The sequence below is a fragment of the Corynebacterium sp. HMSC30G07 genome, assembly GCF_001806945.1.
Classification (GTDB): Bacteria; Actinomycetota; Actinomycetes; order Mycobacteriales; family Mycobacteriaceae; genus Corynebacterium; species Corynebacterium riegelii.
This window is the reverse complement of the sequence record NZ_KV786473.1, coordinates 236,520-260,198: the sequence shown is the minus strand read 5'-3', so window position 1 is coordinate 260,198 and position 23,679 is coordinate 236,520. Positions and strand designations below refer to the sequence as shown.

Genomic DNA, 23,679 nt, shown 5'->3' with positions numbered 1-23,679 from the left:
GCACCGAGCCGCGCGTCGGCTTCGTTTTCCGCCGCGGGGGAGGCGGTGGGGCGAGCGCCTCGCGCAACAAGATGGCCATGCGTTCGCGTGCCTCGGCGCGGTTGCGGACCTGTGAGCGCTGCGTCGACGCGCTCACGGTGAGCACTGTGCCGTCCAGGCGGTGCTCGTGGTTGTGGAAGGCGCGGCGGCGTTGGGCGTCGGAAAGCGATGCGCATTCCGCGATGTCGATGGAGAGCTGGACCTTGCTGTCGGTGGTGTTGACGCCCTGGCCGCCCGGGCCCGACGCCTTCGCAAACCGCTCCGACAGATCCGCGGCGGCGACGACGAGGCCTCCGGGGATACCCGGGCCGGGTGCGATGGTCAGGTCGTTCATACCGCCCAGCCTAGTTAGAGTTGTTTCCGGATCAAACCCGCCGTGCGAGATCAGGGGTTCGCTAAAGGGATTAATTTAGCACTTCAATGCCCACTTCGGCGTTGTCGTTGAGCATGAGCTGGCTGCCGAAGGGCAGGCTCATATCGGACCTGTACGAGAAGTGGTTAGGCGGAACCCGCAGCCGCACCCGTTTTCCTACGTATTCGTCCCAGCCATTGGTGTTGTCCGAGGTTCCGAAATCCCAGTGCTGCACGGATCCGAGTTGCGCGAAGGGGCTTTCTTGGGCGACCTGGCTTCCCGCCTTAATTGCGGTGATGTTGGCAGGGGAATCGAAGACCAGCACGTAATACACGTTGTCCGGGCCTTCGTCGTTCGGAGCGGGGCGGCCCTTCCGGGCCTGCTCCGTCGACCACGCCTCCACGTTGCCGGTGACGAGCAGGTCACCGTTCGAGTCGACGACTACCGGTGCGTCTTCCGCAGTATCCGTCGGCGCCTCAGCCTCCGCCGGCGCCTCCGCCTCCCCGCCAGGCTCTGCAACCTCCGCAGACTCCTCCACCGCCCCCGAATCCGGGTCAACCCACTGCGTGGACGTGACCACCACGGTTTCGCGCTCGCCACCCCCAGCGCAACCCGAAACCACCCCTACAGAACTAGCTACAACAAGCGCGAGCGCGCGACGAAAACGCATACACCCACTCTAACTGGCGGGCGCAGGAAACTCGCGGCTATTTCCCAAGCTCTTTGCGGCGCTCGGCGGCGAGTTTCAGCCGCTCGGCGCGATCAGAACGTTCCTTCTCCAACAGTTCCTCGAGGATCTTGTCTTCCTCGTCAGAGATGTCGAAGACGGCGTACCAAGCGACCGCGAGTGCGCCCATCATCGGCCACACCACCCAGGCGTAGTCCAGATCCAGCACAATCTGCAGCACAAAATAGACTGCCAAGCCGCCAATGAGGGTGGTGTAGATTGCGGTGTCTAATTTCCGCTTCGCCGCGAGCTTTGCTTCCAGCTCCGCATCAGACGGTTCCCGCTTCTCCAATGCGACCGGTTCGGCCGGAGGTCGTCGAAAAGCATTGAAAGATCCCCGCGAGTGCGTGCAACCGCGGCTTGACCCGCTTCGTATCCTTCGAGGATTCGTGGGATGCCCCGAGCCGCCGCTCGTTCTCCCCTCAGGTGTCTGAGCTGGGGACACGGATTTTCGGCTGTTGAGGTTCTTTGGTATGAGCTCGCAGGAGCGGTGTTACGGCAGCCGGGGCCGGCGCCTCGTCGACTTCAGCTCCGAGCGCCGCTTCTTCGCTTCGAGACGGCGCCGCACCGAGCCGCGCGTCGGCTTCGTTTTCCGCCGTGGGGGAGGCGGTGGGGCGAGTGCCTCGCGCAACAGGTCAGCCATGCGCTCTCGCGCCTCGGCGCGGTTGCGGACCTGCGAGCGCTGCGTCGACGCGCTCACGGTGAGCACAGCGCCGTCCAGGCGGTGTCCGAGGTTGTGGAGGGCGCGGCGGCGTTGGGCGTCGGATAGCGATGCGCACGCCGCAATGTCGATGGAGAGCTGAACTTTGCTGTCGGTGGTGTTGACGCCCTGGCCGCCGGGGCCCGACGCCTTCGCAAACCGCTCCGACAGGTCGGCGGCGGCGACGACGAGGCCTCCGGGGATACCCGGGCCGGGTGCGATGGTCAGGTCCTGCATGCCCAACACACTACGTTCACCCTGGGGCCGAGGACGGGGCGGCTGAGCCGGTGCTGTCGGTTGTTAATCGCGATAAATCTCGCGGCGGTGGCCGATTGAAAATACCTCGATTGTGATCGTGCCGTCGTCGATGACAGCGAGGATTCGGTACGCGCCGACGCGGTAGCGCCACTCGCCGGACCGATTCGCGGTGAGACCTTTCCCAAATGCTCGTGGGTTGGTGCAACCCTCCAAGTTGTCTTTGATCCAGGCGGCGAGGAGTCGCGCGTCGAAGCGGTCCATCTTCTTCAACTGCTTGCGGGCGCGGGCCGTGAATTCGACTTTGTACCCTCCTGCCGCTGCGTTCATTGGAAGTTGCTACTGGTCGAGGTCGGCAAGAATTTCGTCGAGGCTGTAGCGTTCGCCGGTGTCGTGGGCGATGGCGTCGCGAAGTTCCTGCAGATCGTGGGCGTCCTCGATCTTCTCCAGGATCGCGTTGCGGGCGAAATCGGAAAGGGTGACGCCCTCGAAGCGTGCGTACTTTCGCACGAGCTCCGCGTCGTTGTCATCCATCCGGATTGTCAGCGTTGCCATGGGTACCCTTTCATCAAGTTGAATACAGTGTATTCAGCGGGGACTGGCGTGCAATGGTCAATCGAGGGCCCGAAGACTTCCGCTTACATTGGCGCGCATGAAGACATCGCTTTACGTTTCCTTCCCCGGCAACGCCCGCGAGGCGCTCGAGTTCTACCACGAAGTGTTCGGCAGCGAACTTGACATCATGACCTATGGCGAGCAGCTCGACCGCGGCGCGCAGTTCCCGTTCGACCCGCCGCGCGACGCCGTCGCGCACGGCACCCTGACCGGACCGTTTACGCTCGGCGGCGGCGACGACCTGCAGGACAACTCCAGCACGCTGGAGCGCGGCGTTTTTTCGGCTTCACCGCCGGGGTGGAGTCGACAGACGAGGGCGAGCAGCTCATCGCGAAGCTCACCCGCGGCGGCGGCAAGGTCACGATGCCGTTCGCAAAGGCGCCGTGGGGAGCGCATTTTGGCGTCGTGGAGGACAAGTTCGGACTCGTCTGGAACATCTCTACTGGCGACAGGAGGTAGGGCCGCGGGGGCGGGGCGGAGTTTGCGTCGCTAAGCAATTGCTCTAACGGCCCGGCAGCACAACCTCGGGCGCCGATGACGGTCTCCGCGGTGCGGGCGAGCAGCATCGGCCAGACGGGGGAGGCCTCGCCCGTCTGCACCATCAGCAGGGCGGTCGGGGTGATGAAGCTGGCGGCGATGGTGTAGTTGCGGGGCATGTTCCGGGAGCGATAGCGCCATGACCGCATCCTGCGATACTTCTCTGGATTTACTTACTGTCTTCCGCGAAAAGGTTTCGTTGCGCCGACACTCCGTGGAGTTCAATTTCAACGTGTAGCGCGGGGTGTTAAGGTCAAGATTGTTGACTACTACTGACAGGCTCTCCTTGTTGGTGAGTTCGCGGAGACACAACTGGTCGGACATGTGCCCGATGAAGTGAGAAACGATACTGAAGCGTCGCTTTCGGGAGATTCTGGAGGGGTGACCGAGTGGCTGAGCATCACACGGCCATCGTCGTCGGTGGTGGCCAGTCCGGTCTAGCCACGTCTTACTACCTGCGGCGCTTCAAAGTGGACTTCATGATCTTGGACAACCAAGAGGAACCCGGTGGAGCGTGGTTGCACACGTGGCCTTCACTGACGCTTTTCTCCGCCGCGGAGTTCTCCAATCTGCCCGGCTGGCCTATGCCGCGGTACCCGGGGTACCCGCCGGCAAGTCATGTCATCGACTATCTGGAAAGCTACGAAAAACGCTACGACCTCCCAGTTAGACGCCCAGTGCACGTCCACAGCGTGTCCCATGAGGGAGGGATCTTCTACCTAGATACGAGCGTCGGTCAATTCACAGCGGAACACGTTATCGCGGCCACAGGTACGTGGTCCGCGCCCTTCGTGCCCCACTATCCCGGTACCTTCCAGGGACGCCAGTGGCACTCGTCGTCCTACCCCGGTCCCGAACTATTCCGCGGGGCGAAGGTCGCGGTGGTCGGCGGGGCGAACTCGGGTGCCCAGATCGCCGCGGACCTCATCGGGTCGTCGGAGGTCACATGGTTCACACGTGAGCAACCGCGCTGGATGCCTGACGACGTCGATGGCCGCGATCTCTTTCTCCGCAGCCGCCGCCGGATTCTCGGTGGCGATTCCGGCTCGAACCTCGGGGACCTCGGCGACATTGTCGCGCTTCCTCATCTCCGTGAGCTTCGCGATTCCGGCCAACTCACCGCTACTCCCGTCTTCGATAGTTTGAGCGAGCTCGACCACGACCATCTGATCTGGTGCACTGGTTTCCGTCCGGCCCTCGGTCCATTCCGCCACCTCATGCGTGGCCGCGAAACCGTGGTGAAGAATCTGCATCTTGTCGGCTACGGCAACTGGACCGGCGACGGTTCGGCAACCCTGATGGGTGTCGGGCCCTTTGCCAAACACACTGCCCAGGTAGTCGCGGGCTGTGTCGATGAAGCACAGCACCACGAGTTTTGCAATGGCGTCAACGTAACTCCACTCAGCGCTTCGCTTGCGCAGCTCGCAGGCCGTTCAAAATCACGATGACTTCGGCGACCTCGTGAACCAACACGACGGCAGCCAGGCCCAGCACGCCGCTGATCGCCAGCGGCATCAACACGATGATGATGGCCAGAGACAGCACGATGTTTTGGTTGATGATCCTGCTGCCTCGGCGGGCGTGTTGCAGCGCCTGCGGGATCAGCCGGAGGTCGTGGCCAGTGAAGGCGACGTCAGCGGACTCGATCGCGGCGTCAGAGCCGGTTGCTCCCATCGCTATGCCCACCGTCGCGCCCGCCAGCGCAGGAGCGTCGTTGATGCCGTCGCCAATCATCGCCGTCGGCGTCTTGGAGGAGAGCTCGGCAACGATGCTTGCCTTGTCCTCAGGACGCAGCTCGGCGCGCACGTCGTCGATTCCGGCGATTTCAGCCAGCGCACGTGCGGTGCGAGCGTTGTCGCCGGTGAGCATGCTCACTTCCACGCCGTTGGCGTGCAGGGTCTGCACGGCTTCGGGCACCTCGGGACGCAGCTCGTCGCGGACCCCGATAGCCCCGGCGAGGGCGTCATCGACGGTAACAAGGACGCAGGTCTGACCCTCGGACTCCATGCGCTCAACGTCTACCTTTAGTGGCCCGGCGTCGATCCACCGGGGGCTGCCAACCAGCACCCGTCGACCTTCGACGGTGCCGCCGATGCCATGACCGGCCTCCTCGCTGATGTCCGAGGCGGTGGGGGCTTTGGGGACCGCTGCCGCGATCGCTGCGGCGAGGGGGTGCGTCGATTGCTGCTCAACTGCCGCCGCGAAGGCAAGTACCTGCGCCCGATCGAATCCGTCCGCCGGGACAACGCCGGTAACCTCGGGCTGGTTGCGTGTAAGGGTTCCGGTCTTGTCCACCGCCAGGTGACGGATGCCGCCGAGCCGCTCGAACGCCGCGCCAGACTTGATAACCACTCCGAACTGGCTGGCTGCGCCGATCGCGGCCACGACCGTCAACGGCACGGAGATTGCCAGCGCGCACGGCGATGCTGCGACCAGAACCACCAACGCACGGGTGATCCACGTCTCGGGGTCGCCGAGCAGCGAGCCGATCACGCCTACCAGCACCGCCAGGATCATCACCCCGGGCACTAGGGGTTGGGCAATCCGGTCGGCGATCCGGGCGCGGTCGCCCTTTTCCGCCTGCGCCTGCTCGACCAGGTCCACGAGTGTGGTCAGCGAGTTGTCCGTTCCAGCTGCGGTCGTCTCGACTTCCAGCACGCCGGCGGAGTTGATCGCTCCCGCGGGCACCTCGTCGCCGGGCGCAACCTCCTCCGGAATGGATTCTCCGGTGATCGCTGAGGTGTCAAGGCTGGAGTGCCCGGACCGAATGATGCCGTCTGTGGCGATCCGCTCTCCGGGGCGCACGAGCATCAGCTCGCCAACCACGAGGTCCTTCGCGGTGACCTCGACCGCAGTACCGTCGCGCAGTACCGTCGCGGTCTGCGGCACCAACTTCAACAGTGCCCGCAGTCCGCCCTGGGCCCGGTCCATCGCCTTGTCTTCCAGCGCCTCAGCGATCGAGTACAGGAACGCTAGCGCCGCGGCCTCTCCGACGTAACCGAGGATTACCGCGCCGATCGCGCTGATCGTCATCAGCAAGCCAATGCCGAGCTTGCGCTTTGTGACGAGGTTCCGTATCGCGCCGGGCGCGAACGTATACGCCCCTAGCAGCAGGCCGACCCAGAACAGTACTGTCGCGGGTGTCTCTAGCCCGGACCAGTCCAGCGCCAGGCCTATACCGAGGGCTACGCCAGAGAAGATTGGTAGTAGCAACTCGGGGTCCTTCCACCATGGCCGATCGAGATCTTCGATCTCCGTGGCTGGCTCGTGTTCGCATCCACATGCTGAACTCATGCGTCCACTCCTTTCCCGTCGCAGCCGGGCACCGAGCACTCAGGGTCGATGCACGGGGCGTTTTCGTCGACAGCCAACGTCGCGTTCACTAGTGCGTTGAGTGCTGTCGCGAGGTGCGGATCGGCGATTTCGTAGCGTGTCTTGCGACCCTCCGGCTCGGCGACGACGATGCCGCAGTCACGCAAGCAGGTCAGGTGGTTCGAAACGTTCGAGCGGGTCAGGTCCAGGTCGCGCGAAAGCACGGCCGGGTAGCTCGGGCCGTTAAGTAGGGTCAGCAGGATTCTGGAGCGCGTCGGATCTGCCATGGCCCGGCCGAGCCGGTTCATGACGTCGAGGCGTGAAGCAATAGTCAGCATGTGCTGAACTATATAGCAATTGCTGAACTATTCAACAAGCGCTGAACTGACAGTTACGCGAAGGTCCTGCGACCTGCAAGAATTAGTCGATGGGATAGCAGATGACTGATCCTTTGTGGTTCGGCTGCCACCCAACGCGGGAGCGACGTGGGCGGCGAGGTTCTCGAGAAAGTAACTTTGCAACTACATACCGTGGAGTTCAAGTTCAATGTGTAGCTCCTGGACAGGGTTACTTTTAGTTGTAATCGCATTTTGGCCCGTAGTCATTTGAGTGTACTTAAATAGACGCAAGTGCCTCACACTCGGTGCCCACACTCGGCCGAGCCTGCACTAGTCTGCTATGAGTGTCGCCATACGGCATCCCACGTTGAAAGTGATCTCGGAGGTCTGATGTCGCCTAGACCTGGTGGAGAAACAGACAAGCTTGGAAATAGGTACGAGCTCGCGTGGGCTATCCGCCATGCCTTATATTGCATCGTCGACGATAGACGGGCGTTGACTGCGGAAGACATCGACGCCGAACTAAATCGAGGTTCCGAGTTCACTTACGACGACGGTCTCATTACCGAAGTGCACCAGTTAAAACGACAGAACGGCACTAGTAACAGTTGGACAGTCAAGGCTCTCGCCGATCAGAAGATCTTCGAGGCGGCTGCGGAGCATGTGGCGGCGGGCCGAAGTTACCATTTTGTCTCCCTGGTGCCATGCCGGCCCTTACAAGAATTGTCCGATCGCGCTCGCAAGTCAGATGATCTAACGAGTTTCACCGATTGCTGGCTTACTAAAGAGCTTAGACCGGTCTTTAACCAATTGGCGGCGGCCGAAATCCTGGGCAATCCTCAAGTGGCCTGGAACACACTTCGCGGAATGTGGTTCTTAGTTCAAGATGAACTCGACATCGTCCGCACGAACAGTATGCTTGCTGTGTGCAGTCTGAGGGGAGCTAGCGGCGACCTCATATCTCTTGCTATAGGGGATATCCTTCTCGACAACCTCGGTAAGCGGTTGACTCGAACTGAACTTTTTGCTCTTCTCGCTCAAAGGGGCATCAAGCCACTGGAACCTGGTTCGCATCTGAAGTCGCACCAGCAGGTGTTTAAGATCACGAAAAGCTGGCGGCAGTCCGTTGAACGTGAACTCTTGCAACCACCGATTAAGCGTGCAGAGGCCGCCCACCTAGTGGAGGCGCTTGATAAATATCGGATCGGGCTCGTCGCAGGTACGGCGGGAGGTGGGAAGAGTTCCGTTCTCGAACAAACTGCTGCCGCTCTTGAATCGGCTGGTGCCGAGGTGCTGGCGCTACGATTGGACCGATGTGGTCCGTTCGCGTCGACTGTCGAGTTGGGGCATCAGTTCGGGTTCGAAGTCTCTCCCGCAGCCGCTTTGGCGAGGGCGGCTGACGATCGCGACGCCTTCCTGATTATCGACCAACTCGACGCGGTGAGTCTTGCCTCCGGACGTATGCCGGAGAGTTTCGATGTCGTTATGGATCTCATCGACGAAGCTCTGTCAGTGTGCGGAATCCGTGTTGTTATGGCATGTCGCCAGTTTGACATCGATAATGATCACCGTATCCGCGCATTTGCGTCTCGTACCGACGTAACAACGGTGGAAGTCGGCCGATTGTCGAAGGAGGAAGTCGAAGCGGCAGTGACAAGAATGGGACTCGACCCAGCGCGGTTAAATCCATCACAACTAGCCCTTCTGCAGACGCCGCTGCACCTTGTACTCCTGCAAACGATTTCGACTCAGGCTGACGCGCTGGCCTTCCATTCGCGCGGATCGCTCTTTGAAGCGTTTTGGGAGCGCAAGCGACGAGCAGTGCGTTCGCGGCGAGTGAATGTCAGATTCAACGACGTGGTCAGTCGGATCGCCAACGCTGCAAGCGATCTGCAAGCGCTGTCTGTCCCAATCGAGATTCTGGACGATGAGGACCTTATTGAAGACGCCAACGTCCTCGTTTCAGAACACTTGCTTGCGCAAGACGGCGGTCGCATCGCGTTCTTCCATGAAACGTTTTTCGACTACGCCTTCGCACGTCTGTGGGTGTCACGCGGGGAGTCACTCGTTGACTTCCTTCTCCGTGACGAGCAGGCACTTTTTCGACGTGCCCAGGTTCGCCAGGTCCTGCAACATCTCTACGAGCGAGCGCCGGATCGTTTCCATACCGAGGTCGAATCAGTACTTACCGCTAACGACATCCGATTTCACATAAAGGAGACAGTCCTTGCCGTCGTAGCTAATCTTCTCGCGCCGACGACTGCCGATGCCGAAGTGATGGTCCGGATCGCCGCGGGACATCCGGGCTTTGAAGACCGGCTCTGGCAGCAGTTGAGTAGACCACAGTGGTTCAGGCGTTTCCTTGAGGATGGTCAGATTGCTGCTTGGCTCGATGGCCCGAACGAGGGTATGCGGAATCACGCGTTGAATATGATGGCTAGTGCGGTCAAAGAGCACCCGGTATCGATCGCAAAGCTGTTAGGAGACCGCAAGGCCCAGCCGGAATATCACCGCTGGTTGCGTTGGGTCAGCCGTTTTTCGGATGTCTTTCAGAACCGAGATTTGTTCGATTTGGTGCTCGAAGGAGTTCGCGAAGGCGCCTACGATGGGGCACAGCATGAACTTTGGCTAACGATGCACAACCTGCCTAAGCACGAACCACTTTGGGCGATCGAGTTGTTGCAGGCTCGGCTGATCGATCACGGGGATGCCCTGACGCTTAACGAGGAAGGCAAGGTGACTGTGCTCGGCATGCGAGAGCACAGCGCCGCCGAACTCGTTAGGTATACCGCACATGCTGAACCGTTGGCATTCGTGCTGGTCACGGTGCCGTATCTCCGACGAGTCATGGCGAGGACCGCGATCGAGCCTGGCGTCGACGGCCTGATTCGCGATCTGCACTTCAGCTTTCGCATCAAGGACGATGACCTCGGCAGCTACCAGCTTGATGGCATCCTGCTGGCGGCGTCGGTCCGAGCGCTGGAGAGTGTGGCAAAGAGCGCCCCTGAGGAGATCCGGTTCCTTCTCGAGGAACTGGCTTCCGATCCCTACGACGGATCGCAATTCTTGCTCTACCGAGCATTGTCAGCGAGCGCAGAGCATTTTGCCGGGTGGGCGGCGAGTCTCTTGCTCGAAGGCGGACGTCGTCTCCGTTGCGGCTATATCTCCGATTCCCTATGGGTTGCGCGGGAGCTTGTCCGGGCGATTGCACCACACGTGTCCGACGAAACTCACCAGCGGCTCGAGAAGTTGTTTCGAGATTTGCCCTGCGAGTGGGGGAGTAACTGCGGCTCGGGACGTTCGGCTTTCACGTTTCTATCCGCTCTGGAAGAAGCGCGGCTTACTACGGTCGGTCAACGACTCCTCGGGGAATATCGACGGAAGTTTGGGGAGGACGCCCCCGCAGAGCCACAGGGAATTACCGGTGGTTCCATCGGTTCGCCGATCGCCCTTGGTGCCGCAAAGAAAATGAGCGATTCACAATGGCTGAGGGCTATGTCAAAGTATGACACTGACAAGACGAATTGGGCGACCTTCACCGGCGGAGCCCATGAATTGTCCGGAGTGCTGGGCAATCAAGTAGCCGCAAACCCCGAGCGCTTCGCTAGGCTGGCGCTGCGGCTGTCCCCAGAGTTCAATGCGGCTTACTCCGGTGCGATGCTTAGGGGCTTTGGCGAGGCCGATGCGAGCGATAGCACCGCGCCGCTGATCTTCGACGCTGTCCGTCACATTGCTTCGCTGGGACAGGCAGAAAATGATCGATGGCTCGGGATGGCGCTACAAAAATACTACCGCGAAGTGCCGCTTGACCTGGTCGAACTGATTAGAGACAGCGCTGTGCACGCGCTGGATCCGGCCGATTGTTCTCCTGTGATCGTTCGGGATGGAACGGACGCACCAAGTGCCGTGGATATGCAATTGAACGGCATCAACACGGCACGAGGGAGTTTGGCCGAAGCTCTCGGCGATCTTTTGGTCACCGACAGTGACGGCAAGAGAACTGCACTGGTCGCGCCATATCTCAACGCGATGGCCGGCGATCCGGTACTCAGTGTCCGTTCGTGCGTTGCCTACACCCTCTCCGCCGCGCTACGGCATGCTCGCCCAGAGGTCATGAGGGCGTTCTCAACCCTGATCAATACTGACGATCGTCTCCTCGCCGCCGGATCTGTTCAGCATTTGATGGTCTACATCGGCAACGTGAATCCCGAGGTTATAGATCCGGTAATTCAGCGCATGTTGGCATCGGATGATGCCGAAGCCCGTGAGGCTGGTGGCGCCGTCGCGGCGTTCGCGGCGATGGAATGGGACCGTCCCGATCTTATGAAACAAGCGCTGTCGGGAGACTTTCACGCCCGAAAGGGCATCGCTGAAACCTGTGTTCAGTGTGTCGATCGCACTTCGAATGTCGAACTTGCCACGGCGACCCTAACCCGGCTTATGAACGACGAGGCGGATGGGGTGCGTAAGGAAGCGGCTACTGTGGCGCTTCACCTCCGCGAGCAACCGCTCCAGCCATTCGTTAAACTACTCGCGGCTTTGATCGACTCGCCGGCTTACGAACACGCCACGCCCCAGTTGCTGGTCACGCTACAGTACGCGCCGGATAAGGTCGATGAACTGGTCTTGAGAGCTGCAAAACGGTTTGTCGATGTCTTCGGGCACGATGCCGCGGACATTCGCACCGGCGCAGCAGGAGATGCGCATTACATCAGTGAACTGGTGGTGCGTGGGCTAGCGCAGTGCCGGGATCGTACCCACCGAGCGGAGTTGCTCGACGTTTTGGACTCTCTCTTAGAGCTTGGCGCGTACGGCATCAGTGAGGCCATAACGGATTCAGAGCGGTTATAACCGATAGCGCTCGAAAGGGCCGCGGGTTTCATTGGAGCCAATGTCTCCTGGCGGGAGAGGTTGATCCGATTCGTAACGTGGTGGAGTTCAAGTTCAACGTGTGAGCCGCACAAAGTGGTCAACGCCGCATCACCATTCTTGCTAATCACTTCGGTAAAATCCTGATCCTTGGACGCTAAGGTGAAGTAAGATTCGCTCCGAGGCGTCCAAGTAGCACGCGAAGCGTGTGCGCAACCCTGGATGAGGACCGCTCACGACTCTGGGAAGATGTTATGGATCTTGTTGACTTGATCGTTCCCGCGCTCGCTCTCGTTGGTGCGCTACTCGGTGGATACCTGACCCAAGTTGTCGGTGGTTTCGTTGCAGAACGGCGTGAGGACCGGCGGCTGTTACGTGAAGCACGTGTGGCACTGGAGCGGTGGGTCGCAACCCGAACGGGCCCAATTGAATTGGGTTACCCAGGAATCTCGCCAACAGACATGGTACCCATTCAGAGGAAGTCGTTGGAAGACTTCTTTAGCCGCCATTTTCAAGCAACTTTCGAGGCGAAGGCTGCCCTCGGCGCGGTTCGTAGGTTCGATGAACGTATTGGGCGAATCCTAGACCAGGATCGGTGGGACTTGCCGATCGAAAGTGTGGGGGAGCTGCGGGACGCACTGACGCAGGCCGAGCGGCGCGCGAAACTCACTAAGCGCGAGACGAAGCCACTTGTCATTGACGGCCATTCCCGGTAGGGGTATCCCGTTACCTTCATTGGTGGGTCCTCAAATGGGGGGGATCTGGTCGCTGGCCCTGGTAAGGCTTTCTTACCCGTGTTTGGATCCGGCTGAGCAAAATGCCGAAGATCCGTTGACTCTGCATGGAGGGGGGGAGCTGGCCCGCGAGGTGGCTTCTTCGGACCGAGAACGCTTTTGGACCCCTTTTTTGTAATGTGTCGAGTCACTGGCGCTTGTGTGAGGCTACTTCCGTTCGACACTCCGTGGAATTCAAGTTCAATGTTTAACGCGATACGTTATTGACGCTTCGCGTTATGGGGGATAGGGTGAAGCATGATCCAGTCGTTCGCCAACAAGGACACTGAGCGTTTGTGGAATCGAGAAAGGGTACGTTCCATCGATTCCCGCATCCACTCAGTGGCGCTGCGTACATTGCGTCAGCTTGGCTACGCGCAGAGCCTTCAAGAGTTGCGGATTCGGCCGGGAAACCGTCTCGAGGCATTGAAAGGGGATAGGCGGGGTCAGCACAGTATTCGCATCAATAGCCAGTGGCGGATCTGCTTTCGGTGGACGGCAGCTGGTCCAGAGGAGGTCGAGATCGTTGACTGTCACTGACAAGCTTCCACCAGTACACCCCGGCGAGATCCTCATGGAGGATTTTCTCAAGGAGATGGGGATTACACAGCACAAGCTTGCTGTTTCTATCGGCGTTCCACCGCGCAGGATCAACGAGATCGTCCACGGGAAGCGAGCCGTTACTGCCGATACTGCACTCCGTTTAGGGAAGTATTTCGGAATGAGCCCGCAATTCTGGCTGGGGCTGCAAGCGCAGTATGACTTGGATGTGGCAGAGGATAAAATCCTCGCCGAGATTGAGCAGATCCAGCCGCTACAAGCTGCCTCGGCGTAGCTTTGCTTTTTCAATCCAAAAGATGATGAGTTCCGTCTTTGGAGCCTGTGCTTCTAGCGAACCTCAGTGCTTCTTGGGAGTGTTTATTCGGCTGCCCCACCGACCGCTACCAGCGCTCGGACAGCTTTCAATCTTGCCTCATTTCTTGCTCTGCTGCCTGTAGCGCTTGTTTGAGAATGGCTATGTCGCTTTCGGGTACTTTCCACGTTCTCGTCATTTTTGGATGGTCTAAGCAGCGATTCAAGGAATCGATAATTAGTCCGAGTCGCCGATTATGGTCGCCATCAAGGAAAGACTGATAGTCGATTTTCAGTCGAAACTCTAAATCCTTTTGTTCATTATTGCGGCGTACAACCTCGGGAAGTTTCATTTTCTGCATAATCGGTCCTTCTAGGATCGCAATGTATGCCCAGCACCAGCCTTCATATGCATCAGAAAACTGTTTATCCTCAATATATGAATTAACTATTTTCTCAATCTCATTCGCAATCGTGCTGTATGCGTGCCCTACAGTGTGCTCTGCTTCAGCGGAATTCCACAGTCTCATTTTGTGTTTTCCTTGGTGTCTTTTGTGCCTTACCGATCCGAATTTGGTTAATGTTGGCTGGCTATCAGGATATTCGTTCTATTAGGCAGTACGTAGCCGAGTGCGTCGTTCAGCCTCTGGCTGATCGGCTGAATGGCCGCCCTTTTCGTGTGGGTGGAGCCGTTTGGCATGAGTGACATGGTGGTGCGGATGGCTCGGATGGAAGGAGGAATTGGGCGGCTCGGTTTTTCTGCCGGCATGGCCTTCCTTGCCGATGGCAATCGTATCCGCGCCGCCGAGGGAGCTCTGTCCGGCACCGCCCTTGTTATGCTGGCGGGCGACGATGCCGTCCATCTTTGGAACCGCGAACTCACTGGGGTTCAGCCTGTCGAAGTGGTTTTCGTCGATCAGTCTCCAGTCACGTATGAGTAGGGGAAAATCATGAGGTTGATTGATCCGAACGAGCTTTTTAGTTCTCTTGAGCAGCTTGATCCCGCCATAAAAGACAAAGGCAAGATCCCTGACATCGATGCAACGTACACCGAGTTCATTCATCGTTATGCCGGGGTAAGTCTCACGCCGGACATTGTTCTGTATGGCTATCAGAGGGTGCTCGAGTGGAATCGTCGAGCACGTGGCGATGGTTTGCCCGAAGATCTGTTGCTTATCGGGCAGTCGGGGCAGGGCGATGAGTGGTTCTTGAGTGCACGGCGCAAGACAGTGTTCTTTTTCGATCACGACCAGGGGGAGTACGGAGGGCCAGAGAGCTTCCTCGATCTGAAGATCGACTTCACTGGTTTTCTCAGGATGGCGTTCCTGTTGTCGGAGCTGGAGGAGAAGCTTGACGAGGGGCAGGAGATTGATGAATACGAGCAGGAAGTTTCGGACCTTCTGAACAGCATCCATCCGCAACTGCGTGTGAGGTTTCCCTTCAACTATTTTGAATGATTGCACCTTGGTCTCAGCTGACGGTCGTTAGCGGAGGTGCGATGTCGACGCCTGTGGCAAATGTGCGGGTGTGGGCGTCCTTGACAGCATCGACCAAAACGGAATGATCGGGGTTCTCGGGAGCTGTGGCGCCGAAAGGGCGTTTCCAGTCACCCCAGGGACGTGACTGTTCCGAAGGACTTGGCCAGCACTCGGGCTTTCTTCAGTGCTGCTGACGAACCTTTCTTCGCAGCCAACGCGCCGATGCCGTCCCACGCGTCAGCCGGGACGTAGCCCCGGCGGGTGGCTTCGAGCAGGACTTCGGCGTGAACCCTCACAACGTCGAGGACACGGTTCACCCACTTCGGTACAGTGTCCTGATTTCCGGCGAACCGCAGGGGCTCGCTCAACGTTGGCCACAGGAACGGCAGAAGTTCAGGCTGTTTTTCCAGGTTGTACACCACCCGTGCCGGGCTCCACACCTCGTGGTACGGCAGCAACCCGATCGTGGCGGCCTTCACAGCAGCGGAGCCGTACGCCTCTTTTTCGGCCAATTCTTGTAGTCGTTCCGCTGCCCATTCCCGCTTCTGGTGGACGTTGTCGGCGCGAACCCCTGTGTAAGCGATCAATACCGCAATAAGCGCGTCGGAAAGCTCAGGTGTAGCCTCGCTCCGGTTTCTGGAATCGTCTGCAACCAGGGCGTTGCCGTCCCAATAGAGCCAGCTTTCCTTGCCTTCCGGCTCGTCCTGGTTCACGCGCTTGGAACTGGCCTGCCTTTCTTCCCGGATTTCAAGGAACAATCTGGTCAGGCTTTTAATCTCGAATACGGACGCCGGGTAGCTGGGAACAACCATGTCGAATTGCAGGTGGGGCTGCTTTGTGTTCGAACCTGCCTCGCGCAGCGAATACGTCGCCCCATCCGGGATGTTCGGCTTGGTCCCGGCCGCTGTCGGCCAGATCCGTTCGAACAGCGCTACGTCGAGCGCAGGCGTAGCAGGCTGCGGAGGTTCCACCTGCCGATCGGGCAGTTGCTTGACGACACCCCTGGCCGCGTCAACCGCCTTTGAAGAACCTTTCCGAGCCGCGAGCGCGCGTACCCCCGGCACCTCCAACGCTGACGCCGGTGCAACACCTGAGCTGACCGCAGCCAGCACCTCGCCGACGTAGTCCTGCATCGCCTGAGCTGCCTCGGCGGTGCCTGCCAACATCCGCGGGGTTTTGGCAGAGGCGACGAGTACGTCATCCAAAAGTGGCCAGACAACTGACAACATGCCCCGATCCGCAGCCTCGCGCAATGACTCGACAAACGATGCGATATTGCTCAACTGATCATTCCAGTCGAGGTAGTCGATATCGGCCACGCCGGGCACTAACAGCCCACGCTCCCAGGCTTCTTGCAGCGCCAACGCTGACTCCGTGGCATGCTCCGGGCGGCCGTGACGCTGGACCGCAAGCAGGTTCACCGCCGCGCCGCGCTCAAGTGGCTTGGCGCTACGAGCCAGCTGCCGGGCCATGATTGACGCCACATGCGGATCGCGTCGATGAAGCTCGACGTTCAGCGCGTCACCCCAGTTGGGGAACACCCCGAAATAGGCCCCGATCCGGTTTTCCAGGTTCATCTTGCGGTTCAACCCGACCAATGATCTGGGCCAGACCAAGCCGTCATTGGGATCTGACAAGGTAGAAGGTGCCTCTGGAATGACGAATGGTCTCTTCAGGTAGGACGTGATTACTCGGTCTGCGCTGCGAACCAGCTGCTTGCCGTCTAGCAACTTCACCGGGACCTCGGGCAGGTTCGCGTTGGCATCCGCTTTCGTCACGTCCAGGCGAGCTAGCGCCAAAACCAGGTCAGCTTGCAGCACTGGGACGCCCGCGGCCGCATACTTTTCCAAGGACGCAACGAGATCGTCGAACTCGACACTCAGATCAACCCGCGATGGCTGCGACAGCAGGCAAGGAATCTGTCCGAGGTGGTCCAATGTGCCTTCAAGATGCATGTCCCACAGGGAGCCTCCTGTTCGCCAACGAGGGCGTGCCGGTTCGCCCGCCAACCAGTTGCGGACGGCGTCTGCCCAGTACACCGCCGAGATCCCACGCAGCGCCCTGCGGGTGTCATCTAGGCTGTGGTTCGCCAGCGCGACCGCCAGTGCCAGGAACCGGTCTGCGTCAAGGCCGAACAGAACAACGTCACCGCGAGATTTCAACACGCGAAGCGCTTCCGTCAACGCCTCCGGGGTGACTTCACCCACCTCAAATCTTGGGACGTCCCACAGCTGCGGAGTTGGCTGCCACAGTCCGGTGATCACGGGCTCGTCGCTTGGGGCTGCGGGGCTCATGTTCCAATGTGTCAGCACCGCTTCAGCCAACTTGACCGTGGCCTTGTCCGGGGACTGGGCAAGTTCACTCAGCCTCTCGTATAGCAGTTCAGCACTCGGCTGCCCGGGAAAGTCTCGCTGCTTCAAAGCGGTCAACACGTGTCGCACTGCCTTCTTCGTCTTCGCATAAAGACAAGTTAGAGCCACTTCCCCCACCAGATCGTCGGCCACATTCGCAATCAGCCGAGGACCGAAGCCCTCGACAACTGGCCCTTCACCGTGGCTTAGGACGGGGATCAGCGCGTCGACGCGGGAGACCAGTTCATCGTCGGTCACCGCAATGTCGTTCATGATCAACGACGTGAGTTCTTTGCGGTCACTAGGGCGCGTGGCCACGTCCAAAGACATGAAAAACTGCTCTAATCCCGCGTCGCGCTCGATTAGCCCTGCTTTGACCGCAGCGGAAAGCAGCTTGCCGAAGGACCCCGTCATCGTTACTCCCGAACGGAGCACTGCCTGCCAGTGCTGGTCAAACGAAGGACGCAGTTCTTCAAGAGTCGGGAGCTCGTGTTTTTCCGGCCATGCGATTCCGGCAACGTCGCCGGTCAGGGCCGCAAGCGCAACGATGGACCAGTCTTGGAGGTAGCCGACCTTGTTTGGGACGGGTAGTCCCATCTCGCATACCAGCCGGACGGCGGCCTCCCCATGTGCGGACAGGGAGTGCTCAGACGCCCTCAGGAGAGGGATGCACACCTCATCGATGAATGTGGCAGCGTAAGCCTCTCCGCGTTGGGCAACACATCTAGCCAAAACAACATCGTCGGTGTACTGCAGTAGCGACACTGCCCTGGGCGGGGTCACGCCGAGGCGCACAGCGAACAGGGCGAGCATGGTTTCATTCACGTTCACCGCGCTGATCCAGCCGATATAGTTGGATCTGATTCTCCCGTACTCACCCCAGTTACCGGTTTTTAGTCCGGCGAGGGCCGCTTTTTGTTGTTCTTTCGTGCCTAGCGGCAGCGTTGGTGCATCGGCGATATCAGCCTTGTCCCAACCTAATTCGCGGAAGATTTCAACGGCCTCATGCAGCCTCGGATTCACTGTCATTAGAGTCCTTATCCTTCGGTGGGGCTGGTCTTGTGTGTGAGCATGACGGCGAGAACGTGCTTGCACGGCCCACGGTCGCCAGCATGTGACAGATACCAGGTGCAACTGCAAGTGGCACCCTTCTCGGGAACATCAGCATCGGGGCCGAGCCGCACGCCGTATTCAGCGTCGCCTGATGTGACGGTCCAGGCATCCGAACCAGCGCTTCGCACGGCGCCGGCGGACACGAGCTTCTGTGCTGCGGTTAACCGTGGATTGTCTTTTTCCACCCGTTCGGGCGTGTCAGGTAGTTCGCGGTGGAAATAGGCTTGGTCGTTGACATCCCACCCCACGCGGCCAGAGGCTGCGAGTACTGCCAGAGCGGCTTTCACTCGAGACTCGGGAAGCGCGGTGTCCTTGGCAAGGCGGTGTACGTCAATGATCGGCTCAAAGGCCAACATGGCGCTCACCAGGTCAGCGTCTTCCATAACGTTCGGTTCGGCCAGCGAGGCCAGCAAGGAGCCTTCGCCGGAGTACCCGCGCCATTCTTTATCAGTCAGCCCGAGGGTGAGCCGAGCGTCCGGAAGCAGCAGCGTGATCATCGCGCCAACGGTGTGCTCGTCGGCGGGGCCGTAGACGATGAGCCCTTGCGCGTGCGGCAACAGCCGTTTTAGCGCGCTTAGCCGCTGCAGGCCGCTGACCAGCACCGCTCCCGGCGTCGCCACCGTACTGACCTTTACCGCGCCACGGGATGAGGACAGCCAGGCTGAATGCCCGGACGAGCTCGCAGGGGGCAATCCTGCAAGGAATCGGCGTGCACCCGAGGCCGGCACCCGGAACGCCTCGACGAAACCTTGTTGTGACTGCGCCGCGTTGCCTAGTGCGGGCACCCAGCGTGACGGCATTGTCACAGGACGCTCAACCGTGGACGTCGTCAGCGTCGCCGCCCGCAGACCCTCTGCGCCGACGTCGAGATGCAGAAGTTCGTGGCGCGGCAGATTGGACAGCATCACCCTGGACGTGGGGCCGATATCGACGTTGGTCGTGCCACGACCGATGTCACCGCCGTCAAGGCCTGAGCCCATCACCTCGAAGCACGCGTAGACGGCGTTGCACCCCGAGAAACACTCGGCCCGCAGACGATCGCCGTGTGCGGAAAGGATCGGGTCGCGCTCCGCCATCGGGGTGAAGTTGTAATAGCGGGTGGCGGTGATGTCTGCGAGTGTTACGAGCCCGCGTGCGAGCACCTGCGGGTGGATTGCAAATCCATGGAAGAAACTGGGGGACGCGTTAAGTCCATCAGGCTCCAGCCCGGGCGCGAGTGCGAGCGTGAGCCGGTCATCTACGAGAGTGGTTTCTCTGGAGAAGGTCCTTACCATCTAGTCCTCCCAGCCAGTGCCCAGTGTCAGTAGCAAGCAGTATTTGCCGCTCAGCTTACGTGACTTCGCGTGAGGTTGCCGGACGGTTGTGATGGCTTGGATGAAGCCACAATAAGTACCTTTTCGCTGCAGTTTCGTTGAGTGTGTCCGGGTTCCTGAAGGCCTGTGCATGCTCGAAAGGGATCCAGAACGCGAGGGTTTTTCGGAGCAACCCCGAACGATTCGCGGTCACGCCCTAGCGAAGGTTCGTGGATTGGCGCATACGGCGAGGTTGTTCTTGATCCATGTAGTCAAGATCTTGGCCTCGGGGCGGTCCCTTTTCTTGAGTTGTTTGCGTGCTCGCACGTTGAACCCAACGCGGTAGGTGATGGGTCGGGGTTGGCATTCGTCGAGCACGTTTGAACTACGTCGATTAGAGTTCTGCTCCAAGCGTCGCCCGAATCCATTCACAAGGAGAACGACATGTTCGGAATATTTGGCAAACGTTCCGGCAAAGCCGTCCAAAGCACTCGCCCCGAGCCCACCTACGAAATGAGCGACGGCCCGGCAGCCGAGCATCATCGACGAAGAAAAGACAGCCCTTCAGCTGGATATGTGACCACTACACCCGAAGGAACCCCAATGCGTGACATCGAAAGCCTCATCACCGTCGACGATCCGGCCTGGCCGCATCTTCAGAAAGCATTAGCCGAATCCGACGCTGTCGTGTTGCCCGTCGATCCAGAGCGAGGCCGCCACTCGCTGTGGGGATTGCAGGTCACCGCCGCGTCGCCGATGGGGGCCGTCGCACTGCACACTGGCGGCATCGTCGCCGACCACGGCTGGGTGCGTTTGTACGGCGGTGGCAGTGAGGACTTGCCCAGCATCACTGAAGCGAACGGGTTGAGCGGCCCCGTTTCGGCACCACCCGGTGCGCTCGTCGTCGGGCACGATGTCCTAGGAGGCCTCTTTGCTATCGACGGCGGTGCGCTGGGCATTGCGCCTGGCGAGGTTTGTTACTTCGGTCCGGACACCCTTACATGGGATGGGCTCGGTGGCGGTTACTCGGCGTTTCTTGCGGCTATGCTGGGCGGCGGACTAGAGGTGGTCTTCGAGGGACTGCGCTGGCCTGGTTGGCAAGACGAGGTGGCACAGTTGGCGTTGTCACAGGGCATTGCCCTCTACCCGCCGCCGTCCACCGTTGAGGGCAGTGACGTAAGTAAGGCGTCGAGGTCGGTTGTCAGCATCCGGGAGTTACTGGGCACTGAGTCACGCTAGGGTCGGTGCAAGGTGTAGGACCAAGATTCCTGTAGCGGGGGCTGGGTTTCGCATAGACTGCGCGCATGGCATTCCCCGTTGAAGAATCACGAATCCGCGCTGCTGAGGAAGCATTGGGCCGCACCTTCCCAGACGTCTTGCGGCAGCGCCTGATGTTGGAGAACGGCGGCGAAATCGACGACGCCGACGAAGGGCTACTGGTTCCTCTATCCGGTATACGACGATTCAGACCGTCGCCGTCTCGCACGTTCGGCGAATCACGTGGTCAAGGAAACCGAAACGTGGCGTTCCCAGGCCGACGGATTTCCGCAGGAAGCCATCGTCGTCGCAGAGGATCAGGAGGGAAACGCGATTGTTCTCCTGCCTGGCGATGACAACTTCTATGTCTGGGACCACGAATCGCGGGAAACGGAGCCGATCGAGTTGCTTTTCGACGAGTAACGCTCGTCTAAATCGGAACCGAACCGGAGCGGCGTGGATACGTGCATGCTCGAAAACGGATACTGAACATGGGTGAGATTCAGGGTGATGAGGATGCGGTAAGAACCCACCCGGTAGCGCCATTCTCCCGCACGGTTCGCGGTCAATCCCTTACCAAAGGCGCGTGGATCGGCACATCCATCGAGGTTGTTCTTGATTCATGTTGCCAGGATCTTGGCGTCGAAGCGGTCCATCTTCTTGAGTTGCTTGGGTGCTCGCGCGGTCAACTCAACGCGGTAGGTGCTGGACTGAGGTGACATTAGTCAAGCTCAGCGAGCACTTCGTCGATGCTGAAGCGTTCGCCTGAGTCGTGTGCAATCGCTTCGCGAAGTTCTTGGAGATCGTAGGAATCTTCGATCTTTTCCAAGATGGCGGTGCGGGCGAACTCGGAGACAGTGACGCCCTCGAACTGTGCGAACTTGCGCACGAGTACAGCATCTTGTTCACTCATCCGCACTGTCATTGTGCTCATTGTTTCTCCTTTCCACTGCTCTGAATACAGTGTATTTAGGTTCTCTGGCTGCCAGCAAGGTGTGCATGGAGTGCAAGTGGTCCGGCTTCGATTCCTCGATAGACATTCGACAGCGCTACTCGTCGTGCTGATTGCGCGCGACATGCAGTCTGGCGTGGGCGATGGCATCGGGAGTGTTGTCGAAGACGTGATTCTCGTGCGCAAGCTGGTCGAATACGCCGAGTTCGCGCAACACCGGAACATGTTCTGGCTTCGTGGCTGCGAGCAGGACCGTGGTGCCGCGGCGTTCGAGGTGTCCGATTGTGTCGGCGAGCATCTGGGCGCCGGTGGCGTCGATAGTCGTGAGGTAGCGCATGCGGAGCACGACAACCTCGACCGAAGAGACATCCGCAAGCTCGAGGAGGAAATCGTGCGCAGCGCCAAAGAAGAGGGGGCCTTCTAGACGGAAGGCGGCGATGTGCTCGTCGAGAAGCTTACGCTCCTTGTCGCGGTGGTCTCCCGTCTCCAGCGGTGCGGCCTCTAGCACGGCCGTGCGGGCGGTATCGCGCAGTGCGAAGAAGCCCGCGATGACAAGGCCGATGAGCACGGCGACGACAAGGTCGAACACGACGGTGGCGGCAGCCGTGATGAGCAAGGTGACCCCGTCGCCCTTGGTGGCACGTATTACCGAGCGGATGTTGCGCGGGTGGATCATCTGGATCGCGGTGGCAATGAGTACGCCGGCGAGCGCGGCGAGGGGGATCTCGCCCACCCAGCGGGCCGCGACGAGCACGGCAACGAGCAGAAGCAGCGAATGGAACACTGCAGCTAAGCGTGTGCCTGCGCCAGCGCGCACGTTGACGGCAGTTCGGGCAATCGCGGCGGTTGCGGGGATTCCGCCGAACAGGGGAGCGACGACGTTGGCCACGCCCTGCCCGAAGAGCTCGCGGTCGGGGTCGTGCCGGTCGCCGACGGTCATTGCGTCAGCAACCGTCGCAGACAGCAATGATTCCAGCGCACCGAGGGCTGCGACGGCGACCGCGGCCAACAGCAAGGAATCTAGGTGCTCCCACGGGATCTGCGGTAGGCGCGGAGCAGGCAACGTCGACGGGATGTAGCCGATCGTCTTGAGGCTGCTGTCTGCCAGCATGTTGATGGCCGTCGCGGCTGCTACCAACACCAGCGCCGCGGGAAAGCCGCTACGAATACGCGCGGCAAGCAAGATCCCGGCTGCCACCGCGAGGGTCATCACAGGCGCCTGCCATGCCGGAGCATCTAACCAAGTTTTGATCGCACCCCACGCCAACGCGAGAACCTTCTCGCCGTCCACGTCAACACCGAGCGCTGCCGGCAGCTGCTGGAGGCCGATAATCAACGCAATACCAGCGGTGAAACCTTCGACGACAGGCAAAGGCATGTACTTCATCGCGCGGCCGGCGCCGGTGAACGCCAGCAAGAGCAGTATGATACCCGCCAGTACGCCGACAACGAGCACCCCATCAGCACCGTGGTCAGCAACGATGGGGATTAAAACGACGGTCATCGCGCCGGTCGGGCCGCTTACCTGGACGTTGCTGCCGCCGAAGACTGCGGCCAGGATGCCCGCGACGATGGCTGTTGTGATTCCCGCTGCCGCGCCGACGCCGGACGCAACGCCGAAGCCAAGCGCGAGAGGGAGTGCGACAAGCGCCACCATGAGACCTGCCGAGAGGTCTCGACCGATCGTCGCGCGAGACCAATCCGAGCGGCGCGGCGCGAAACGGAGGGCACGGGAACGGATGCCCTCCTTAGAGGCGGCGGCGGGGTGGGTCATGCTTCTTTCTTGCTCCTTCAGGGCTCAATGACACCCAAAGGATACACAAGGAGCCACCTGGCGACGGCCGCGTTCCCGGTTCTCGTTCCCGGT

Annotated in this window: 24 protein-coding genes and 1 pseudogene; 11 read left to right on the top strand and 14 right to left on the bottom strand. The window is 60.2% G+C overall.

Translation table 11 applies throughout. From position 1 onward, the window contains the following. From arfB (HMPREF3104_RS12140) to relB (HMPREF3104_RS09425), 6 genes are all read right to left on the bottom strand, one after another. The coding region (arfB, locus tag HMPREF3104_RS12140; protein ID WP_246816409.1) for an alternative ribosome rescue aminoacyl-tRNA hydrolase ArfB at positions 1–373 on the bottom strand (373 nt) is incomplete at its 3' end. 70 nt (positions 374–443) lie between these two features. Further along, a complete protein-coding gene (locus HMPREF3104_RS09445; protein WP_141738204.1) occupies positions 444–1,061 on the bottom strand; it encodes a hypothetical protein in 618 nt (205 codons plus the stop codon). A 37-nt stretch (positions 1,062–1,098) separates the two neighbouring features. Next, positions 1,099–1,410: a hypothetical protein gene (locus tag HMPREF3104_RS09440; protein ID WP_070495392.1), complete on the bottom strand. Its 312-nt coding sequence runs from the start codon at positions 1,408–1,410 to the stop codon at positions 1,099–1,101. Between the two features lie 201 nt (positions 1,411–1,611). Next, a complete protein-coding gene (gene arfB / locus HMPREF3104_RS09435) occupies positions 1,612–2,055 on the bottom strand; it encodes an alternative ribosome rescue aminoacyl-tRNA hydrolase ArfB (protein WP_070495390.1) in 444 nt (147 codons plus the stop codon). Between the two features lie 63 nt (positions 2,056–2,118). After that, a complete protein-coding gene (locus HMPREF3104_RS09430; RefSeq protein ID WP_070495388.1) occupies positions 2,119–2,403 on the bottom strand; it encodes a type II toxin-antitoxin system RelE family toxin in 285 nt (94 codons plus the stop codon). Positions 2,404–2,412: 9 nt separating this feature from the next. Then, positions 2,413–2,628 (bottom strand): type II toxin-antitoxin system RelB family antitoxin, encoded by a 216-nt coding sequence (gene relB / locus HMPREF3104_RS09425; protein ID WP_070495386.1) that lies wholly within the window; start codon positions 2,626–2,628, stop codon positions 2,413–2,415. Between the two features lie 357 nt (positions 2,629–2,985). Here relB (HMPREF3104_RS09425) and HMPREF3104_RS12785 point away from each other — a divergent pair, with 357 nt between their 5' ends. Beyond that, positions 2,986–3,147, top strand: a complete 162-nt coding sequence (locus HMPREF3104_RS12785) for a VOC family protein (RefSeq protein WP_246816408.1) — start codon at positions 2,986–2,988, stop codon at positions 3,145–3,147. Between the two features lie 467 nt (positions 3,148–3,614). Further along, positions 3,615–4,673, top strand: a complete 1,059-nt coding sequence (locus tag HMPREF3104_RS12135) for an NAD(P)-binding domain-containing protein (protein ID WP_246816407.1) — start codon at positions 3,615–3,617, stop codon at positions 4,671–4,673. Here HMPREF3104_RS12135 and HMPREF3104_RS09410 read toward each other — a convergent pair. Both HMPREF3104_RS09410 and HMPREF3104_RS09405 read right to left on the bottom strand, forming a co-directional pair. Continuing rightward, positions 4,627–6,519 (bottom strand): heavy metal translocating P-type ATPase, encoded by a 1,893-nt coding sequence (locus HMPREF3104_RS09410; RefSeq protein ID WP_070495384.1) that lies wholly within the window; start codon positions 6,517–6,519, stop codon positions 4,627–4,629. The two genes, HMPREF3104_RS12135 and HMPREF3104_RS09410, sit on opposite strands and share 47 nt — an antisense overlap. Beyond that, positions 6,516–6,875 (bottom strand): Cd(II)/Pb(II)-sensing metalloregulatory transcriptional regulator CmtR, encoded by a 360-nt coding sequence (locus HMPREF3104_RS09405; RefSeq protein ID WP_070495383.1) that lies wholly within the window; start codon positions 6,873–6,875, stop codon positions 6,516–6,518. The genes HMPREF3104_RS09410 and HMPREF3104_RS09405 overlap by 4 nt, the downstream gene beginning before the upstream one ends. A gap of 495 nt (positions 6,876–7,370) precedes the next feature. On the opposite strand from HMPREF3104_RS09405, the gene HMPREF3104_RS09400 reads away from it, so the two are divergent. From HMPREF3104_RS09400 to HMPREF3104_RS09385, 4 genes are all read left to right on the top strand, one after another. Then, positions 7,371–11,726, top strand: coding sequence for an nSTAND1 domain-containing NTPase (locus HMPREF3104_RS09400; protein WP_210386500.1), 4,356 nt, complete (start codon positions 7,371–7,373; stop codon positions 11,724–11,726). Positions 11,727–11,998: 272 nt separating this feature from the next. Then, positions 11,999–12,460: a hypothetical protein gene (locus HMPREF3104_RS09395; RefSeq protein ID WP_070495379.1), complete on the top strand. Its 462-nt coding sequence runs from the start codon at positions 11,999–12,001 to the stop codon at positions 12,458–12,460. Between the two features lie 315 nt (positions 12,461–12,775). Beyond that, positions 12,776–13,057: a type II toxin-antitoxin system RelE/ParE family toxin gene (locus HMPREF3104_RS09390; protein WP_070495378.1), complete on the top strand. Its 282-nt coding sequence runs from the start codon at positions 12,776–12,778 to the stop codon at positions 13,055–13,057. Positions 13,058–13,091: 34 nt separating this feature from the next. Next, positions 13,092–13,352: a HigA family addiction module antitoxin gene (locus HMPREF3104_RS09385; protein WP_070495376.1), complete on the top strand. Its 261-nt coding sequence runs from the start codon at positions 13,092–13,094 to the stop codon at positions 13,350–13,352. Between the two features lie 127 nt (positions 13,353–13,479). Here HMPREF3104_RS09385 and HMPREF3104_RS09380 read toward each other — a convergent pair whose 3' ends face one another. Beyond that, positions 13,480–13,899: an Imm44 family immunity protein gene (locus tag HMPREF3104_RS09380; RefSeq protein ID WP_070495374.1), complete on the bottom strand. Its 420-nt coding sequence runs from the start codon at positions 13,897–13,899 to the stop codon at positions 13,480–13,482. 168 nt (positions 13,900–14,067) lie between these two features. Between HMPREF3104_RS09380 and HMPREF3104_RS09375 the strand changes: the two genes are divergently transcribed. After that, on the top strand, positions 14,068–14,310 hold the full coding sequence (locus tag HMPREF3104_RS09375; protein WP_141738202.1) for a hypothetical protein: 243 nt from the start codon (positions 14,068–14,070) through the stop codon (positions 14,308–14,310). A gap of 9 nt (positions 14,311–14,319) precedes the next feature. Next, positions 14,320–14,826 (top strand): SMI1/KNR4 family protein, encoded by a 507-nt coding sequence (locus HMPREF3104_RS09370; RefSeq protein WP_070495371.1) that lies wholly within the window; start codon positions 14,320–14,322, stop codon positions 14,824–14,826. Positions 14,827–14,975: 149 nt separating this feature from the next. Here HMPREF3104_RS09370 and HMPREF3104_RS09365 read toward each other — a convergent pair whose 3' ends face one another. Beyond that, the gene (locus tag HMPREF3104_RS09365; protein ID WP_070495369.1) at positions 14,976–18,227 is read right to left on the bottom strand and encodes a hypothetical protein; all 3,252 of its coding nucleotides are present in this window, start codon (positions 18,225–18,227) and stop codon (positions 14,976–14,978) included. 8 nt (positions 18,228–18,235) lie between these two features. Further along, the gene (locus tag HMPREF3104_RS09360; RefSeq protein WP_070495367.1) at positions 18,236–19,585 is read right to left on the bottom strand and encodes an SWIM zinc finger family protein; all 1,350 of its coding nucleotides are present in this window, start codon (positions 19,583–19,585) and stop codon (positions 18,236–18,238) included. Positions 19,586–20,047: 462 nt separating this feature from the next. Between HMPREF3104_RS09360 and HMPREF3104_RS09350 the strand changes: the two genes are divergently transcribed. The 3 genes and pseudogenes from HMPREF3104_RS09350 to HMPREF3104_RS12780 all read left to right on the top strand — a co-directional run bounded on the left by HMPREF3104_RS09350 (position 20,048) and on the right by HMPREF3104_RS12780 (position 21,283). Beyond that, positions 20,048–20,842: a DUF2625 family protein gene (locus HMPREF3104_RS09350; protein WP_083279046.1), complete on the top strand. Its 795-nt coding sequence runs from the start codon at positions 20,048–20,050 to the stop codon at positions 20,840–20,842. A gap of 65 nt (positions 20,843–20,907) precedes the next feature. Continuing rightward, positions 20,908–21,030, top strand: a pseudogene (locus HMPREF3104_RS12970) (SMI1/KNR4 family protein); the annotation flags it as partial. Between the two features lie 73 nt (positions 21,031–21,103). After that, entirely contained in the window at positions 21,104–21,283 is a 180-nt protein-coding gene (locus HMPREF3104_RS12780; RefSeq protein ID WP_246816406.1) for a hypothetical protein, read from the top strand. 197 nt (positions 21,284–21,480) lie between these two features. Here HMPREF3104_RS12780 and HMPREF3104_RS12965 read toward each other — a convergent pair whose 3' ends face one another. The 3 genes from HMPREF3104_RS12965 to HMPREF3104_RS09330 all read right to left on the bottom strand — a co-directional run bounded on the left by HMPREF3104_RS12965 (position 21,481) and on the right by HMPREF3104_RS09330 (position 23,586). Beyond that, positions 21,481–21,582: a type II toxin-antitoxin system RelE family toxin gene (locus HMPREF3104_RS12965; RefSeq protein WP_370548991.1), complete on the bottom strand. Its 102-nt coding sequence runs from the start codon at positions 21,580–21,582 to the stop codon at positions 21,481–21,483. Continuing rightward, complete coding sequence (gene relB / locus HMPREF3104_RS09335; protein WP_070495362.1) at positions 21,582–21,794, bottom strand: type II toxin-antitoxin system RelB family antitoxin; 213 nt, start codon at positions 21,792–21,794, stop codon at positions 21,582–21,584. The genes HMPREF3104_RS12965 and relB (HMPREF3104_RS09335) overlap by 1 nt, the downstream gene beginning before the upstream one ends. 115 nt (positions 21,795–21,909) lie before the next feature. Then, positions 21,910–23,586, bottom strand: a complete 1,677-nt coding sequence (locus tag HMPREF3104_RS09330) for a SulP family inorganic anion transporter (RefSeq protein WP_070495360.1) — start codon at positions 23,584–23,586, stop codon at positions 21,910–21,912. Positions 23,587–23,679: the final 93 nt, after the last annotated feature.